General features: G+C 42.0%; 16 protein-coding genes and 1 pseudogene. All 17 read right to left on the bottom strand.

The window, feature by feature from the left end; translation table 11 throughout:
• Positions 1–24 precede the first annotated feature (24 nt).
• A pseudogene (locus tag ACPC58_RS07055) lies at positions 25–538 on the bottom strand (hypothetical protein); the annotation flags it as partial.
• Positions 539–588: 50 nt separating this feature from the next.
• Positions 589–1140, bottom strand: coding sequence for a hypothetical protein (locus ACPC58_RS07050; RefSeq protein WP_411297666.1), 552 nt, complete (start codon positions 1138–1140; stop codon positions 589–591).
• On the bottom strand, positions 1124–1315 hold the full coding sequence (locus ACPC58_RS07045) for a thrombospondin type 3 repeat-containing protein (RefSeq protein ID WP_411297667.1): 192 nt from the start codon (positions 1313–1315) through the stop codon (positions 1124–1126). Before ACPC58_RS07045 ends, ACPC58_RS07050 begins: the two co-directional genes overlap by 17 nt.
• Positions 1316–6220: an SspB-related isopeptide-forming adhesin gene (locus ACPC58_RS07040; protein ID WP_434065621.1), complete on the bottom strand. Its 4905-nt coding sequence runs from the start codon at positions 6218–6220 to the stop codon at positions 1316–1318.
• Positions 6221–6462: 242 nt separating this feature from the next.
• Complete coding sequence (locus tag ACPC58_RS07035; RefSeq protein WP_434065634.1) at positions 6463–7056, bottom strand: PBECR4 domain-containing protein; 594 nt, start codon at positions 7054–7056, stop codon at positions 6463–6465.
• A gap of 244 nt (positions 7057–7300) precedes the next feature.
• Complete coding sequence (locus ACPC58_RS07030) at positions 7301–10105, bottom strand: phage tail tip lysozyme (RefSeq protein ID WP_434065620.1); 2805 nt, start codon at positions 10103–10105, stop codon at positions 7301–7303.
• Entirely contained in the window at positions 10102–12453 is a 2352-nt protein-coding gene (locus ACPC58_RS07025) for a VirB4-like conjugal transfer ATPase, CD1110 family (RefSeq protein WP_434065619.1), read from the bottom strand. Before ACPC58_RS07025 ends, ACPC58_RS07030 begins: the two co-directional genes overlap by 4 nt.
• Positions 12410–12763, bottom strand: a complete 354-nt coding sequence (locus ACPC58_RS07020) for a PrgI family protein (protein WP_434065618.1) — start codon at positions 12761–12763, stop codon at positions 12410–12412. The genes ACPC58_RS07025 and ACPC58_RS07020 overlap by 44 nt, the downstream gene beginning before the upstream one ends.
• Before the next feature lie 61 nt (positions 12764–12824).
• The gene (locus ACPC58_RS07015) at positions 12825–13679 is read right to left on the bottom strand and encodes a type IV secretion system protein (RefSeq protein WP_434065617.1); all 855 of its coding nucleotides are present in this window, start codon (positions 13677–13679) and stop codon (positions 12825–12827) included.
• Between the two features lie 16 nt (positions 13680–13695).
• Entirely contained in the window at positions 13696–13938 is a 243-nt protein-coding gene (locus ACPC58_RS07010; RefSeq protein WP_001072129.1) for a hypothetical protein, read from the bottom strand.
• A 17-nt stretch (positions 13939–13955) separates the two neighbouring features.
• The gene (locus tag ACPC58_RS07005) at positions 13956–15776 is read right to left on the bottom strand and encodes a VirD4-like conjugal transfer protein, CD1115 family (RefSeq protein ID WP_434065616.1); all 1821 of its coding nucleotides are present in this window, start codon (positions 15774–15776) and stop codon (positions 13956–13958) included.
• A complete protein-coding gene (locus ACPC58_RS07000; protein ID WP_265644183.1) occupies positions 15776–16264 on the bottom strand; it encodes a hypothetical protein in 489 nt (162 codons plus the stop codon). Before ACPC58_RS07000 ends, ACPC58_RS07005 begins: the two co-directional genes overlap by 1 nt.
• 76 nt (positions 16265–16340) lie before the next feature.
• Positions 16341–16922, bottom strand: a complete 582-nt coding sequence (locus tag ACPC58_RS06995; RefSeq protein WP_265644182.1) for a CPBP family intramembrane glutamic endopeptidase — start codon at positions 16920–16922, stop codon at positions 16341–16343.
• A gap of 2 nt (positions 16923–16924) precedes the next feature.
• Complete coding sequence (locus tag ACPC58_RS06990) at positions 16925–17158, bottom strand: transcriptional regulator (RefSeq protein ID WP_265644181.1); 234 nt, start codon at positions 17156–17158, stop codon at positions 16925–16927.
• A gap of 9 nt (positions 17159–17167) precedes the next feature.
• A complete protein-coding gene (locus ACPC58_RS06985; RefSeq protein WP_265644179.1) occupies positions 17168–17551 on the bottom strand; it encodes a hypothetical protein in 384 nt (127 codons plus the stop codon).
• Positions 17552–17560: 9 nt separating this feature from the next.
• Positions 17561–17989 (bottom strand): hypothetical protein, encoded by a 429-nt coding sequence (locus ACPC58_RS06980; RefSeq protein WP_265644178.1) that lies wholly within the window; start codon positions 17987–17989, stop codon positions 17561–17563.
• On the bottom strand, positions 17973–18593 hold a 621-nt coding region (locus tag ACPC58_RS06975), incomplete at its 5' end, for a DNA cytosine methyltransferase (RefSeq protein ID WP_434065615.1). The genes ACPC58_RS06980 and ACPC58_RS06975, both read right to left, overlap by 17 nt.

Below are 18593 nucleotides of genomic sequence, written 5' to 3'. Positions count from 1 at the left end.
CCTCCAACGTTTCCTGGGTGCTTATTAGTTCAGGTTCATAAGTGAGAAGAAACTGTTCAATATCACGGCTAATACGGTCAGACAAATTATTGGCCACTCGGTAGACATTAACCAAATTAGCAGCTTTGCTTTTATCCAAAAGAGAAGCTACCGAAATGGATTGATAGGCGCCTTCTTGGTCTAAGAGCTGAAAGCGAGTGGCTAGGTTAAAGAGGGCTACTTCAATCACCAAGGCTTTCTCATCACTGTTTAATTGAGGTAACTTCTTTAATCCAGCTTGACCAAAGGTCTGTGTGTAGCTGCTCAGGTCTGTCGCTTCATTAAAAGGGCTCGCCTTGACAAAAGCAGAAACCTCTGTTTCAAAGCGAACCACTTGAACAGGTGAGGTGACTACTCCTCTTTGAGTTGTAAAATTTTGGATAAGGCTATCCCAATCCTCATCAAAATGGACTGCTTGATAGCGTAAAAAGGATTCCAAAAGAATCTGGTCACGTGGCAATCTCGCCCGCAACATCTCAAGTAATTGTTCTTGAGTCATATGTTCCTCCAATTAAAAAAGGAGCTGAGAGGTATTCTCAGCCCACTGCTTTAGTCTAGGACCAAGTCTCTTTGGTCTTTTTCTTGTGGCAACTTATCCATCAAAGTTGTCACATACTGTTGTAAGAAATGGCTTTTCTGGTCTAACAAATCCTTCTGCAAGGCGAGATAGGTCACATCTCCAAAATAATCTTGACTCGTTAAAGACAACTCCTTTTGGATAATGTCCTGCAAGGTCTCTAAGGTGAGAGACGAGTAATCCTCCTCATTCAAAGCCTCATACTGAGCAAGGGACTCAGAAATATTGTTGGACACAATCACTTCCATAATGAAACTAGCTCCCTCACCTGTTCGATAGAGTTTATCCAAGAGGTCCGTCACTTCTTCTTGAAGCTGTTCCTGATAACCGTCTGCTCTTAGGCGCAGGTCATCACTAACTAAAGACAAGTCATCAATGCCCATAAAGTCTTGATAGAGCGTATCAAGAAGTGACTTGTTTTTGATACTCAACTCCATGGCTAAAAAGGCTTTAACCATGTCTTCATAGTTTTCTCGTGCCATATCAGAGAGAGTTTTTGAAATCGTGTCATAATTCCAAGCCATAACTGCTCTCCTTACGCTGTTGAATTGGATTCAAGCCTTGTTGGACTTCTTCAAGGTCTGACAGTCCGTCACTATCCGAATCACTGCTAAAAGGGTTGGTGCCTAGAGCTAACTCTTGAGCATCCGTTAAGCCATCTTGGTCTGAATCCATTGTGTAAATGTTTTTGGGTTCCATTTAGTTGTCCTCCATTTTGCGTTTAGAAAGTCCGTAAGCAAAGCCAAGAAGAAGTCCTCCACCGACAAGCGCCAAGAGGGATTGACTCTCTCCTGTATTTGGTAAGACACTTGCTGGAACTGGTGGTTCTTGTGTTGGGATAGGTGGTTGTGGTGGGGTTGGTTGATTCGGAGTTGGTGACTCTGGTTCAGGGGTAGTCGTTTTAACTGTATTTGAACTGATGGTGTAGCCAATGACAGTATGTAATACCGTATTTTCTACTTCACCTGAAGCGATTCGTTTCATTTGCAAGTAAACATCTGCTTGAAACTCGGATTCTTCTGCTAGTTTTTCAAGGAATTCCTGATCAAAACTGATGGTAACCGTTCCTTTTGACGTGTCTACGTGTTGTAGCGTGTACTTGGTAACTTCTGTCCCTTTTGGTAAAACCGTTCCATCTTTTAGAGTGACATCTACTACAGTATAAGACTTGTAAACACCATTATAGTCATCATGGCTTTCATCGTAATCATCGTCAAAGCGGTATTCGATGAGTGGTGTCGCACGATTACCAGGAATGAGTGCTCCCACCAAACGGTAGTTAAAGACCTGATTCAAGGCAACTTCTTTTCCATCAAGGCTTTTCTCATTTTGTGATAAATCAATCACCACATCTTTTTGTGGGTCTAGTTTTGGCACATTATTGACCACTGTCTCAGTCACATAAGCCAAACCAAAGTCAATCTGATAAGCGGTGTTTTCATACTTCCCACCAGTCTTTGTCAGCTCATTCTTAATGGTCATTGGAAGGGTCACCACTAAGGTTTGACCAGTTTTAACATAAGCCTCGTAGAACGCTTTTGGATCTTCAGCACTTAAAACTTGAATGGCTCCTTTGGGTGTGAACTGGCGTTTGGCCATAGCGTCTTGAACCACTTTAGGCGCTTCTGACAATGAGGCATAGGCTTTCACCGAAATCCCTTTGACAAGATTTCCAGCCTTATCCATCACTTGGACACCATCTGCATTTACGCTAAGCGCTTCTTCAGGGTAATCATCCACCATGTAAAAACCTTTGGCAAAGACATCATCTGTCACCACCAAATCCTTGTACTGACTGTAATCCAGAATAATTTTGTAGTAATTAACGGTATTTGGAAGAACGGTCTTGCCATCAATAGACACGCCTTCTTTATTAGTATTAGTTTTATGTGGTGTTACTTTTGGCACGTGATTCGTTACCGTATTGGTTTCGTAGGCTTGTCCAAAGTCTACCTGATAAGCCACATTGTCATAAGACTTTCCTGAATTAAGCATAGACTCACGGACAGTCATAGGAGTGACGATGGTGATGTTTTGACCTTTCGTTACATAAGAATCATAGAAGGCTTGTGGATTTTCTGCCATAAAGACTTGGAAAGCTCCTTTAGGTACAATCTTGCGTTTCGAAAAGGCTGCTTTTAAGGTTTCAGGAACTTCTGATAGGCTCGAATAAGTTTTTACTGTAACTCCTGTGACAGCTTTACCATCAGATGTCACAAGTTGAATCGCTGTTTCATCTGGTAATAGAGCTTCTTCGGGATAGTCATCCACAAAGTAAAACCCTTGTGCAATCTGAGCCTTATCGGCCTTAATTCCTCGGTATTGGTCTAAGTCCCATGACAAGGTATAGTGGTTCTGTGAACCGACTACCATCGGTTTTCCATTGATGTCCACCTTATCCTTATTAAGGTTTTGTTTTTTAGGTGTTGGGCTAACAAGGGTATTCGTCACCTCATCGGTTTCATAGCCATTCCCAAAATCCACTTGGTAGGCTTTGTTTCGATAAGTCTTCGTCTGACCATAAAGGCTGTCTTTGACGGTCATTTTGGTGAGAAGGTTCAAAGAGGTGCCTGTTTTGACATACTGGTCATAAAAGTCTTGATTGTCATTAGGCATAAAGACTTGGAAAGCCCCTTTAAGAGAAATCTTGGCATGAGCGAGTTTATCTTGAAGGTCTTTAGGCGCTTCTGACAGCGACTCATAAGCCTTGACAGTAATCCCTGATACGGCTTTGCCATCAGGAGTGGTGATACTTGTTCCCTTGTCTACCAAGTCAAGAACTTCTTCTGGGTAGTCATCTACAAAGAAGAAACCACGAGCAATTGTCTCTTTAGAAGACCTATCGCCTTTATATTGATCTAAATCCCAGGTCAAACGGTAATGATTAGTTGTTCCTAAAGCCGCTACCGTATCGTTAATAACCACACCGTCTTCATTTTCATTGCGTTTTTGAGGGTCAATACGGCTAGTGGTTGTCCCATCACCAGGCGTACGCACTGTCACAACATTAGAAGTCACTGTATAGGCATTTGGGGTCCCCTTATTGATGAGGAGCTTATAACTGTTGGAATAGGTTGCTCCATCATTTTGAAGGCTACCGTAAAGTTTCGGAGCCATCAGTTGGTAAGACTTGGTGAGGTCTTCGTTGACCTCTTGAAGCAAGGCTTCCTTGGCGGTCAAGGTCACAAAGTTCTTAGCAGCATCAAAGCTAAGGGTATAATTTCCATTTTCTGCCTGCGTTTTTTCCTTGTCAAAAGCGTAGCCTGCTGGAAGGTAATCTTCAAAGGTGAGGCTTGTGGTTTTGGCTCGATTTGGAGAAAAAGCGTCTACGGTTAAAGGGTAAATGACCGTTGAATCTTTTGCGACCGTTTTGTCATGAAGGTTCACTTGGTCGGTATTGATAACTTCCTTAACAATTTCAGGAGTCGTTGTCAGACGATAGTCGTGATAATGAACCGTTGGCACTTGTGGTGCTTTTGGTAACGGTTCTGGTTTAGGTTCTTTAGGCAAGGTCACCTTGGTGAGTGTCAAACTAGGCTGAGTGACTTTCTCTAATGGTTTTTCCTTAAAGCTCACAGGTGGCTCTGGCGTAAAGGTCTTTGGGGTAAAGGTTTTTGGCACGACTTTAACTGGTTCTGGAACTGGCTCTAACTTTGGTGTCACATGTGGTTTTGGACTATAAGGTTTAACCGTCCGTGCAACTGGTAGGGTGTTTAAGGCAAACCAATAAGAGAGACCAACATTTTGGGGCATATCCCCTTGACCAAAGGTCACTGTATAGGTGTTGCCTGATGTAACCGTTGAGACAATTGCTCCTTTATAGGCATACTTACTGTAAGAAGTATCCCATTCTTCAGGAAGCTTCAAATCACTGGCACGGTTTGACCCAAGTGAACGAGCCAAACCTTCGTTAGTCACTTGAATGGTTGAGCCATTGATAGGAACAAACTTACCTGATGTGTCTTTTACATACTCTAAACCGATGTGATTGTGGTTGAGTGAGGAATGAGTAAAGACACCTGGTTTTTCCTTGGTGAAGCTGACTTGAGAGCCATCTTCTAAGAAATACTTGGCCTTGACACGAAACTCCATCTTGTCTGTTCGCCAATTGCCTGTCCCATCATTACGGTAGGCGATAAAGCCTTCTGTTGGGTCATTTGGTACGACTAACTGCACGGCATTAGTTCCAGCTGGAGAAACAAGGTTAGTAATGTCATAGGCTACTTTTGTGATTTTCTTACCATCAAAGCGAGCATTTTGAAGATTTTGATAGGTAAAGGAAAGGGTTTCTCCTGTTTTAAAGGTGTCGTAGACGAAGAAACCAGTAGAATCTAGGATTTTAGAATACCCACCAAGCATAGCGTCACCCCTAGCAACGATACGATTAGGATTTCTGGTATCAGCTGAATGACGGGCTTGGGGTTCTCCATTATTCAAATTGAGAGCCTGAGCAAGAGCTTGAGAGATATAGCCTTCTTCCCCTTTTGAAATCTCAGCTAAATCACGTTTATAGCGCTCCATTTCCTTGGTGTTATAGGCATCAATGGCGTCATTTTCTTTCTTGGCGGCTTCTTCTTTTTCCTTATTGCGTTTCGTGATAGAAGCAATCTCAGCTTCACGGTCTGTGACTAATTTCTGTTGGTCTTTATTATAGGCATCAACAGCAGCTTGACCTGCCTTGTTTTCATCATCCACTGCTTTTTGTCCGGCTTGATTGCGTTTATCAATTGCTTCATTATCATCCTTTGCTTTGGCAACCCCGTCCTCATTTGCCTTTTGGATTAAGAGATTCTTTGCGACAATAGCATCTGCATCTTTTTTCTTTGATTCGTATTCAGATAGATTGTCCTTATTTTGCTTATCAATAGCAGCTACCGCAGAGGTATAATCCTGATAGCCTGAAACCGTTGAACCATCTCCTGATGTTACGGTTTGAGTTGTGACGGTCACATTAGCCGACGGATCTTGGTCTTTGATTTTTGAAGCTGTGCTATCTACTAAACTATTCAAGGCCTTTCCTGCTTGAGTGGCTTCTTTATGACTAGCAGCCAACGCAGCATTCCCCTGTTCAACACGTGTTTTATCTTGTTCATAAGTCGCTTTGTCAGCTTTATAGGTATTGGTCACCTGAGTGATGGCTTCAGCCTGCCTAGCAGCATCCGCCTCAGCGGTATCTAATTGCTTACTGGTCTCACTCGCAGAGGTTGTGTTTCCTAAATCCATAGGTTTATCCTGAATGGTCGTAACCCCTTCAGCAGTTGCTTGATTGACAGCTTGTGTCACAACATCATGAGGAACGGTGACTGTAATAGCCCCATCTGATTGACCCGTTGAGGCAAGACTATTCGTTTGTTCAGCAACTGGAGTTGGCTGAGCTTCTGGTAAGTTGGTAGCAGGATTTTCTGTTAGCTGAACGGTTTTACCTTGGGAAGGTGTTACCACTTCGTCAGCTTGTGCTACTTGGCCACCCCAAGCGACAACAGCTGTCACCATGGTTCCAAGAGCTACCGAACAGAGCGTACGGTACTTCTTACTTTTACGGAAGACATGCTTTTCTGCTTTTTCCTGATTGACTAAAAAGTGATGATGACATTGTTTGGTCATAAAAAGTCCTTCTTTTCTTTTGATAAGTAGTAACAATCTGTCACTCTCTCCTCATCATAAAAAAGACGACTTGATTTTGGTATCACATCAAAGAAGGACAAAGAAAAAAGCTATCGGTAGGACTACCGATAACCTCTGAAAATTGCTTATAAAAAAAGGGGGCCTGACGCATAAGACCCTCCCAGATGTGATTAGCACGCCCCAATTCGATAACAACATGATATTATATATAACTAAGAGAACTACATTCTAGTGAAAAGAACCTCTACATTTCCTGACACAATATCTGTTTCATAAATTGAAAGTATTGTAAACTTTGTTTGATTCACAGTATAATCTTTTTCAGATTTTTCAAAAATACTAACACCAATAAATTCATTAGAATGACCACTTCGATAGTTATCAATAAAAAACTCACCTAGACGGATGTCATCAATGTAAAATTCCACCAAATAACTCCATCTTAATTTACTACCTTTGATGGGGAAATTCTTTGCTTTTCTAACGACAAGATTAGGCTTTGTAAAGCCATCATATAAATACGACAAAATTTCTAAACGTGACCTAACCCCTTTTTTATCATAATACAACGAAGATTCTAATAAGTCAGAGTTAATCCGGTCGTCTAAAATATCATCAAAAACTAGAGAAGATTTTTTATGGCTAAAATGTATATCGTTTAGTTTATGAAGTCCAGCTAAGTGAAAGAAATGGTCTTTTGAAAACAGAATATCTAAAACCGTTTTCTGTCCTTTTCTACCAAGTTCAATTGTAATTTTCTTATTTAATAAAGGTTCAAAATTTTTTGCTGCTAATTTTAATAAGTCACCATTGATAGTAATCTTTCTACGAAAAAAGGATTCATACGAATCCTTTCATCGAGTGTTTTCATTGTTGGCTCGAGGTGTTCACACACAACCCTACTAAAGCAAACACTACCAGTCAAACCAACCGACCAATAATGCTTAACGCTTAGTAAATACTCTTGTTATCTACACATATAGTATAACCTAACTACTTCCTAATGTCAATTAAAACATCATATAAAGATTTATCTAAAGATGTATTCTTCCAAAAAATTTATTTCGTTGTATAGGCAAAGCTAATTGTACTATCGACTCCTGATAATTTACGGAAGGTATAGTTAGGATTACCATTAACATTGGTCTCTGAGATGAGGAAAGAACCATCAGGGTAAACCTTCTCGACAAAGGCGACATGACCGTATTCTGTTGGCGATCCATGACCTCCTCCCGCAAAGGAAATAATCGCTCCTGCTTTTGGTTGCTTGCCTGTATCTCCACCAAGACGTGCTGCTGTTGCCACCCAATCTTGACCATTACCCATGGTACTGATGATTGGGATTTTCTCACCGTTTCGGCCTTTGAGTTTCAATCCCAATTGGTTGATACGAGCAGCTACTCCCCACGTACATTGCCCATAGGCATAGCCCATACCGTCACCTCCACCTGGAATGGAGTTGTCATAAAGGTCTCCTCGAACTGCTTCCAGCGCTTTTGGATCACTTTGAGCAGTTCCACCATTTGGTTGGCTAAAGCCTTTCTCAATTTGGTAATACCACTCTGTAGCTCTCGTTTGACGTTCTAGGAGTTTATCACCACTATTTCCCTCCCAATAAATGAGAAAGACTTGGGCAAGACTGGCTGGGCTACCTGAATTTTTGAAAAAGTCTTTTAACCAGTTGGTATAGTAAGGATTGTCCCCATGGAGCATAAAATCCAGTTGTAAGCCTAAGTCATACCACTTCTGATTTTTCCCTTTGGCATACTCTAATAATAAGGTATGTCTGCGTGACCCATCTGCTGTATCTGTCCACTGCCCTAAGCCTAAGCCACGTCTTAGAATATTCGGGTACCTGCCATTATAGATAGCTGGACCATTTAGAGACAACCAGCCCTCATCGTCCCAAGAACTGGCACTTGCCCCAACAGGAGGTGATAAGTAATCACCTTCTGCCCGTTTAGGATTAATTGATGATTCTACTGACCAGTTTCCTAAAATAGCCGCAATGGCTTGATTGGTTGCTCCCTGGCTTTTCAAATACTCATAGATAGCTTTGGCTCTCGCAAACTCATCGCCTCCAAATTGACCAATGGTAGGGAGAATCGTCGTTTGGAGTTGAATGACTTTAGGAAAGTAAAAGGCTGGATTGGCGTAAACCAGTTTCTCTGAATCATCGTCAACCTTTTGATAGGTCACTTTTAGACCAGATCCATCCTTGGTTTGACCAATCACTTCTCCTGCTTGGACTTTTTGGCCATCGCTCACTCGACCAGTATGGATATTAAACAAGGTCAATTGAGACTTGTTTAGTCCCTTACCTGACGTGATGATAATGTTCTCTCCATCTAGGGAAACCTTACCATTCATGGGAGCCACAATCACTTGATTTTCTTTAGCTTCTAAAATGATATGATGATGAAGCGTTGGCTTGTCATCAATCACCTCATAGCCATAGCGGACTGTCATGGTAAGCGCATCGTCTTCAGTCTGTCCCTGAAATGGATTATCCAATTCTTGGAGGGCAAGGTAGGTGCCTTCCTCACTTAATTCCTTTAAATCTTCTCTATCGTCATCAAAGAGCTTATAGGCAGGCTCCTTACTTAACTCAAGCATGGATTTTAAAGAATCCCCACCGTTTAAGTCCTGCCAAAGTTGACTCAAATAGGCTTGATAGGTTTTATCCCCTTCTTCCATGATTTCTTCTAAAGCATAATCTTGATACTTGAGATTCATAAAGCCCATGACGTCATCAATCTTAGTGTAGTAGGTAATGCCAGTGGGGTTGGTCCGGGTGTTTTCCGCATCTTCCCACGTCATGTGCGTATAGGCTTTTGTCAGTTCACTCTCATCCTGTTGAATGAGAGTGGTTCCTGAAATTCCTATAACAAAACTCATCATCAAAAGCAAGAAAAACAAGAGGCCTGACACGACCCAAGTCATAGGATTAAGGGCAATCGATGAAAATAAGGTCAGGCTATTCTTAATCGCTTGAATAACCCCTGTTATTCCTGACACACTGTGCCTTTTAGCTTGCTTGAGAAAGGTGTGGTATCGCCTTTTGGGCTTTAAGGGCTTCTGTCGGGTGAACCCTTTTCCCTTTTTAAAGTTCTGATACCGCTCCTTACTATGAGCGGCTTTCGTCTTAGTAAACCGAAGACCTGTCTGCCCACTTTTGACAAGGAGTTTTCCTGACTGATAAGTAAATCTCCCATAGCGTCTTCCTTTAATCACAGACTCTTTTAGGGTTCTAATTCCCTCCAAGTCATCATCTTGAGCGACTACATCCAGTGATTCTGAAGTGACATAGCGTAATCCTCGTTTGACCTTAGTCGAGGGGTTCTTAAACTGATGTGCTTTTTTCAGTTGTTTCACGTCACGCTTAGCTGATTTGACCTCTTTTTCTGCCTGAAGGCGTTCAAGAGGTTTTTCTTTTTGAAACTGAAACCGTAACGTTTTTGATTCTGTTGGCTTTTTCTGATCGGTAAACTTAGAAGTGGCTTTCTCCTCTTTTTCGGCCATCTTGACCTCTGCCAAGTGTTTTCTTGCTACTGCTAGGCGCTGTCTAGCTTGAGGAAGCCGATACTTCTTAATTTCCCTATCCTTTACCCATCTGGGAGACACATAGGCGATCGCTTCCTTAAAGGTATCTGTCGCTAGGTCTTTCTCCTCCTGATAGGTTTGCTTCAGAGCCTGACCTTGTTCCCTTGTTTCAGCTTTCTCAGCTCGGCGCATGATAAAGCGTCGCTTAGGAAGTGAGCGTTTTAACCCCTTCTTCTCCCTGCGATAATGGATACGACTAGCCTTTAAACTACTCTGAAAGGTTTTACGGGCAACCTTGACCTTCTGTTGCTCTCTTGTCATGATTCACCCCTCATCTTTTCTGGATCGGTACTCATGATGTCAAAGAGTTGGGTTTGAAGTGGGATTTTATTTCTAAAGGGAACAACCGTTGAGCCTGCCTTAATCAACCCAGCTCCCTTTTCAGGATTGACCAAGTATTTCTCAAGTTCTTTAGATAAGCCCAAAAGATGAACCAATTCTTCTCGGTCACTTTTAGCTTGTTTTAGAAGTATCATAAACTCGCTATTAGCGATAATGCGTCTACCATTGGCATCAAGAAGTAAGGTTTCTACGTTTTGAGTAATGCCTGTTGGAATGGCCCCATACTTACGGACACGGCTCCATAATTTGAAGAAGAAATCAGAAGCGTACTTATCCAACAACAGAAGCTGCATTTCATCAAAGTAAATCCAGGTCTTCTTGCCACGTTTTTGGTTTTTAACCACACGATTCCAAATCTGGTCAAAGATGACCATGAGGGCAATCTGCTTCAACTCATCCCCTAACTTTTTGACATTGTAAATGAGAAAATGGCTATCCGTTTTGATGTTGGTTCGGTGTGAGAAAATATCGAGTGAGCCTTCCACATAAAGCTCCATGTCAAGTGCTAAGTCCTTGGCTTCTTGTTCAGGTTGTTTAGAGAGAACAAAGACCCATTCCACGAGAGATGGTGTCTCAAAATGCTTATAGGTTAACCGAGTTACACGGTCAATTAGGGACTTTTCTCGACCGTCCATTTTCCGGTCTAAGAGTTTCCCAATCCAAGAAAGTAGAAATTCAGATTTGACCTTAATAGGGTCTTCATCCATATTGTCATCGGATAAGTCTAAAACGTTTAAGAAAGTAGTAGAGTCAGGCGCAATATCAATGCTCTCCCCACCAAAGGCTTGACCAATGATACTGTACTCATTTTCAGGGTCTACAATGATGATTTCGGTATCACTCTCTTCTTCTTTTAACTTGGTTGAGATGATTTCATGCTTAGTCGCCATCCCTTTACCAGCACCTGATGTCCCTAGAATCAATCCTGATGGGGTATTGAGTTTCCCACGGTCAATGGTGATGATATTACTTGAAATCTGGTTTATCCCATAAAACTTCCCGCCCTTATCTTGTAGGTCAACAGAGGTCCATGGGGAGTTGACGGCAATGTTTGAGGTCAAAAGAGACCGAGACACACCCTCAAGGTAGTTCTTCCCAAATGGCAATAAGCTATTAAAGGCAGCTTCTTGCATATAGGTCAGATTATCAATCACAAGGTCATTAGAACCTGCAACTTGTTTGATAATATCAAGGGAGTGCTTCAATTGGTCTTCGTTATCCGCAATGACCCCAATCACAAAGAGGGTGTCAAAGAGCTTGTCGCCTGTTTGCGTCATGGTTTTAATCAGCTCATCGGCTTCATCGATGTTACTTTCTAGGACCTGACTAACCTTTTCAAGATAAACGCCAGATCGTGCCATCTTTTGTTGTTCCCCAATTTTTTGCGATTCCATCAAAGTCTTCTTGGTGCGGAGCTTGGTCATGGCTTCTGACTTGGCTGACCCTTTGGCATGGAGACTAATCATCACTTCCAAATCCGACTGCATGAGTTCTCGTAAGAACTTATCTCCCAACTCCATTCCATAGTCACGAACATAGACAATCTGAAGCAGTCTATCGTCAATCTCTACATAATTCTTATGTTTGAAAGATAAACTGGTTGGGGCAATAAAGTGCTTGGTTGTTTGTCCTGAACGCACCAGGTCTTGATAAGTAAAGGGCAAATGATTTTCCCCTCGCAACATATCAGCCAAGTGATTCACACGGCTTTCTCCACTGAGGAGGGTAAAGTTCGCATCAATTTCAGAAAAACCACTCTTGAAGTATTCCCCAATCTGAGACAGGGATCGATAAGCGAGTTTCGGATTTTGGTCTGACTTCCCAAAAGAAATGAGCTTAACCGCTGAAAAGTTATTTTCACCAGCTTCTAAGTTATTCTCCATGATACGATTGAGTTCTTCACGATAGGTATCATACCCATCCTCATGAAAAGGATACAAGACACCCTTTCTAAATTTATCCAAGTTGACCCTTTGGTTAAAAATAGTGAGTTGGAAATTGGTCTTGTCATCCAAACTGTTAATCAAGTCCGAATAGGTTTCCATAATGGCTCCCTTATCCTCCAAACCAACCGTTTGGTAATTGACATCTCCTAAAAGATAGGACTGGGAAAAATAACCTGGGGTAACCTGCATGAGACCATTAGGAAAAAGGCCTTGGTAAAGAAGCGTATTAACAGTTGTTGGCAGCACTTCTTCTTTTGGTTTACGTGTCTTCTTGTGTTTAGAAGAGGTCTTTGGTTTCATTGAGCGATTTGTTTTTTTCACGTTGTATTCCTTTCTGTCCAGTTAGTGTACGGTCTGGTATGGTCATTTCATAATGCCATCTATAATTAAGATACGTTTCAAATGGTAAGTCATTAGGGCGATAGACCCCAAATAACATGAGGGGGATGGTAAAGGTAAAGATAAGACCATAGACAAACCAATCCCCAAATTGCCAATAAAAGAGGTTTAACCATAAAATCAGGATGGTAATAGCAACGGCTGGTAAGACAAAAATAACTTGTCGTGTGGTAAAGCCTAGCCAAGCCCTATGTTGGACTTTTGTGATGTCCTTAAAAACACGTGTACTCATAAGACTCCAATCTAAGATGAATATGAAAAAAGATTGGGAGGAACGTCCTTCCCAATCCTCCTTACATGCCTAGGATACTTCTGGCAGTCCGTTGACTGCCCACCAAGGCAATGATCAATAAAATAGCCTGAACTAAACCACCAAAGGCAGTCGCTAGCGTCTCCATCACTCCCGCACCATTTGAGAGAGCCAATTTCCCAGCTGATTCAAAGAGGGGAACAAGGGAGATGATTAAGAAAATCAAGACCCCTTGAAGGGCATAGACCATGATGTTTTTCAGGTAGCCAATCCCAACACTTCGCCAGTCATCACTAAGGAAAGTCGGAATCGTTAAAGGCGCAAATGGAATCATGAGGTAAAGTTGGATAAAGCGAATGGTAATGAGGATATTCACCACCATCACACTCACCAACCGCACTAACCATATCAGAATGGCAAAAAAGCCAACAATGAGTTTTCCAATAATTCCTGACCCTTTAAGTCCTGAAACGGTCTCATAAGTCGTTCCTCCATGAGAAACGACACCAGCTACACCTTCAATGATGTGAGAAGCAACAGCTAAGATGGCTTCTACAATAACAGTGGTGTTTGTAATCACTACTGCCACCATGATATAAGAGACAATCATAGGGGCAATAGCTTCAAAGGTCATGGCACCACCTGAGTTGGCGATTTTCTTAGCCATCTTAGAAAACTCAAGGACTAACACAACGGCTAAAATAGCCACTCCCAACGGCTGCATCACTCCTTTTGTGATCGCTGACATATAAGACCACACGGTTGGGTTATAATCCGCAAGGGATTTGACCAAGTTGGCCATCGATTCCAAGTCAACGTTAAAGCCTTCAAAAAGGCTATCGCTCGAAATTTTCTCCGAGGCTAGAAAGACAAAAGCTGAAGGTAATGTGTTTATCATGTCATACTTAGCCCTCCTAAATGGTAATTTGAGTGATAAAGGCACCAGCGGCACCTACCATAACACCACCCACAATTTCTAAGATGGCATTGCGGACACCAGGTCCACCATCTTTGATATTGGTTGACAGGTTAATAATGCCCATGACGACAAGAAAGGCACCTGTCGCAACCATTCCTTTTTGTAAAAGCGCCATGGCTTGGGCAAACATGGAACTGGCGTCCACGCCATAAACAAAGCCTGTAAATTTTTGGTTCATACGATTCCTCTTTTCTATTAGTGTAGTGTGCTTTCTGTGCTTAAATCCCTAACCTTGTGGTCATAGGGTTCAAACGGAACTTCCTCTGTTTTGAGGGGGTCAATGTGGTAATGCCACCAACGTTCATCTGACTCCTTGTCCGCTAAGTATTTCCAGTTCTTGTGTTTCAAGGGGAAATACTTTTTTTCCTTAAAGACTGGAACCCCTGCAATTCTCACCAAGCACTCATCACGTTTCATGTTTCCAACTTCATCAGGAGTCATGAGATCCCTTGCGATTTTTTGATGGGACGTTGACCCAGACCCTGTTTGGCCATACGACCGACTGGTACTTCTCACATCAATGGTTTGTTTGCCTAAGAGACCACTCATAAACTTAAAGGTCTCTTCATCATTACCTCCAAGATAAAGCAAACTGTCACAGTTTCCTAGAATGGTTTTCCAAGCCTCCTTCTCCTTATAGAGCCCTTGAAGTTGGGCAATGTTTTGAAGAATGGGTACGAGACTCATGTTCCGTGAGCGAACTGTTGAGGTTTGTTCCGCAAAGTCTGGAATTTCACCGACATTCGCAAATTCATCTAAATAACTTCTGACGTGGATAGGTAGTTGTCCCTTAAAGTCCACATCAGCTTGTCTCGTTAAAGTTGAAAAGACAGTGGAGAAAAAGAGGGCTGAGAGAAAGCGAAAGGTGGTGTCATTATCTGGAATAACGAGATAGACCATGGTTTTCTGCGTTCCCCATGTTTTTAAGTCCAAGGTGTCACGTTTGGTTAAATCAATGACAGATTGGATATTAAAGAGGGCAAACTTAGCTGTTGTGACGGCAATCACCGAATCCAAGGTCTTATCCTTGTAGTTTTGGAAGTCTGCCCAGTTACGCATGGTGAAGTTTTCTGTACCATTTGTCTTGGCATAAGTCTCAAACATCACTTCTAAGACACTCTTATCTTGATTTTCTCCTTTGGATAAGAGCTTGATGAGTTTTCCGATTTCAGAAAAAGAGGGGTAACGCCCACGCTTACGGCGACTGTCTGCTTCCTCCTTTGTACTACCTGGAGGATTGTAAAAATCCACCAAGTAAGAGGAAATCGCACGGACTAAGGTCATGGACGCCTCATCCCAAAAGGGATCACTGCGACTGCCATTGCCTTTGGTATTATTGAAATAGACCGTAAGCATACGGTTCAAATCATTCTCCGTTTCCACATAGCGAAAAGGATTAAAACCATCTGAGTTGGTCATGTTTACGAGGTCTAAGACCTTGACCTGATAGCCATGCTCTAAAAAGAGCTTCCCTGTCTTTTCAGCTAAGTGATCCTTAGGGTCAACGACAATATTGGAACAGTTGAGCTGAATCAGATTGGGTTTGACAAACCGAAAGGTCTTCCCGCTACCAGACCCACCGATGACCACAAGGTTCTTGTTTCGGTCAAATTGAGGAGCTTTCTTTTCTAACAGGGTTAGCCTAACATTACGTGACAAAATGGTGTCATTGAAAGGATTCTTACTGAGAAAGGCTTTGCGTTCGTGACTGTTTCCAAAACGTGCAGAGCCATACTCAGCCCCTTCTCGGTAAACCTTTTGACCAGTTGAGACATAAAGATAGACTAGGCCCATCGTCACAAATCCAAAGCAAAAGCCCAAAACTGATTTACCTGTAAAGTTGCCATTCCACAAGGGATTTAAGACCTGATTCTGTCCTTCGCCTAAGAGATAGGCAAGGCGTTCCAAGGGCGGTTGATTAGGAAGACTATCGTAAAGCAAGACTAGTCGATGGCAGAAATAGCCAAGAGCAAGCCCTAAAATACCAAAGATAAAAACTTTTTTCCCTGAGACCATTAGAGAATGACCTCCTTTGTTTTCACAGCAGAGGGTTCTGACATCACAATCTGTTCCTTGGCTTGTGCGATTTCCTCATCAAGGGGTTTATCCATAGTTAGCCCTTTCAGTTTTTCTGGATTGGAAACCAACTTCTGAAGCAACTCATCTAAGTGCTTGTCTAAGAGCGACTTATCCTTAGCATAGAAATGCAGGTAATCTCCTTGCCAACTAATGGCAATAGGAAGGTTTTCTGATTCCACCAATTCCTTGAATTTCTCGACATCAACGGGTTTATCCAAAATGTCTTTTGAGATATTCAGCGACTCAATGGCATAAGGACTTTGAAGGAGTTCTTCTAACTTTTGAACCCCAATTTTATAAGCCGAGTCTTGTACTAGGGCGTGTCTGGCTGACCACTCTAAGAGTTTGAGAAGCACCTTTACCGTAAACATGGTACTACGTTCTGCATATTGAATCGCTTGGCGTTCCTGTTGTTCGGATGACATCATTCCCTCCTTCATGTGATTCCCCATCAAAATAATAGGGTGCTTTCATGATACGAAAGCACCCTTGATTTTGGTATCACAATAAAGATAGGAAAAAGACGATTCCATTCCAAGACAGGTGAATAAGTGTGGACGTCAAGCAGTCTGTTTGCCTTCTAACCACACCAAGTGTGAGTCCTAAACTCCCATAAAGCACCCAAGTGAATAGACTGGATGGGTGATGAGCTAAAGCAAAAAGGGAACTCGTTAACAAAACTTGAACCACTGGTTGAGACAAGACTCCCCACAACACCTCTCTATAAAAGGCTTCTTCCACAACACTGGCATTAAGGAGAAAAAGAATAAAGGACAGAACAGGAATCCGGTCTTGAACAGTCACTAACGTTTCTTGGTTTGGTTCGCTTCCTGAAAATAGAGCACTCATAATAAGTGCAATACTTACCATGACACCTAGACTACCAAGTAACCAAAGCCCTCTCTCCTTCAAGGATAGGTTTCTTTTAGGTATCTGGTACCTTTTCCAGCTCCACAATATCAGGGCTAGAAACGTCACTTGTAAAACAGGTAACCATGCCCCATTTAGCCAACCAACTAGGTACAAACTCACAAGGAGGACATTGACATGAATGGCTCCGTACATCACTACTAGTCGTTTCATCGCTATCTCCTAAACAAGTCTTCATAGTCAATCTCTAAGATGCTCACTATTTTCTCCACCCATTTGCTTTGTGGCATGAGACGATGAGATTTGTAGTGGCGAAAGGTTTGGTAGAGGCGCTTAAACTCACTAGGGTAGACGTATTGGCCCTTAAACATCTGTCGAGCAAGGTCAGCCCATGACAGTCCTTTTTCCATAACGATAATTTCTAAATTTTCCCAAAAACGATCGTTCATAACTCCTCCTTATGTCACCAGATCCTTAAAAAGATGTTCACGAAAGGAAACCTCTTTTTGACTTCTCGGAAGAAAGGTCCTCGCTTCTTCTAAACTCATATCGGGATACACGTTGTCCTCACAAACCACAATTGGGAGACGAAGATTCTGGTCAGGTTTCCGTAGAACTAACGTCACTAACTCACTCAATTTCATCTCTCTATGACCTTTAAATCGTTGTAGCGAGGAGGATAAGAGCGTAAAACAATCACTGCTTTTGGTAAACAAGCCCAATAAGTCTTCACGTGATAGATGACTCACTTCTTTACAGGTGTAGGAAATACCATGTGAGTCACAAAAAGACAGAAGTTTTTGATTCCGACTGTTATTTCGACTTAAATAGATTTCTAACATCTCATTCTCCTACATGGATAAATCCTTCTCTAATGCTTGAGTTGGTGGCGTAAACACCTTACTCATATCGATGGGTGACCTGCCTTCACCAAAGCACTTCACTGTTATTAATGTGGTGACGACATCATTCTTATCATTCCAAGAATAGCCTTGCCCATATGCCCTAAAAGCGAGGTCATTCTCATCAGTTAGATAGGTATCAACACCATTTTTAATATCTTGTGTTTCAATAAACTCAAAAATACGATGTAAGTTGGACTCATAAGCTAACGGATAATTCATTTCTTTGTGGTAGTCATCTTCAAAAGTGACATCAATGTCACAATCATAATTGGGTAAAGAAGCAATCATCTCTGAAAATCTCTCCACTTCTGCTTGATGTATGGCTTCTTCTAGCTCCGTGCAGTTCCTAATACTTTTACTATGTAATAATTTCATGTTTTTCTTCCTCTTCAATCTTTCTAAATTCTCTAGCAATAGCCTCGATAACAGTGACGGTTACGCTATTGCCTGCTTGTTTATACAACTGACTTTTACTTGAAACACTTTCTGCCCTCTCAAAAGCCCAGTCAGGAAATCCTTGTAACCTAAAACACTCTCTTGGGGTTAGGCGTCTGATTCTCAAACGATACAGTTTTCCATCTAGGATTATTCCAGTCACTTCATACCACTTGTCCTTACGGTATTCCAAAGCAGCAACAACCACTCCCATATTGTCAGAAGTGGTTAAAGTATTTGAAATTCCTTTTCCCACTCGACCTCTACGTTTGGTAGACTCTGGGTAAGCAAGGTTGACAGAATCTCCCACTATTGCCTTGGCATAGCCTAGTTTGGTCGCTTCCCTAATTTTCAAATGTGGCGCTTCTTCACGGCAAAGAATCTTAGGAACTTTATCCCCTCCTTGCATCGTGGTCAGTGTTGGAGAAAGCCCTGAAAGGTCATAGACTCGTCCAGTTTGGATAAAAGAAGTTGGTAAAGTTCCTGCGACAACTACACCATGCCGATCTTGGCTAGTTAAAGTAAACATCGGATCATCGTTCCC

This window comes from Streptococcus sp. VTCC 12905 (assembly GCF_049893385.1).
In the GTDB taxonomy this organism is placed as follows: Bacteria; Bacillota; Bacilli; order Lactobacillales; family Streptococcaceae; genus Streptococcus; species Streptococcus suis_AA.
Note: the sequence above shows the minus strand (reverse complement) of the source record. Positions and strands in the feature narration are given on the sequence as shown.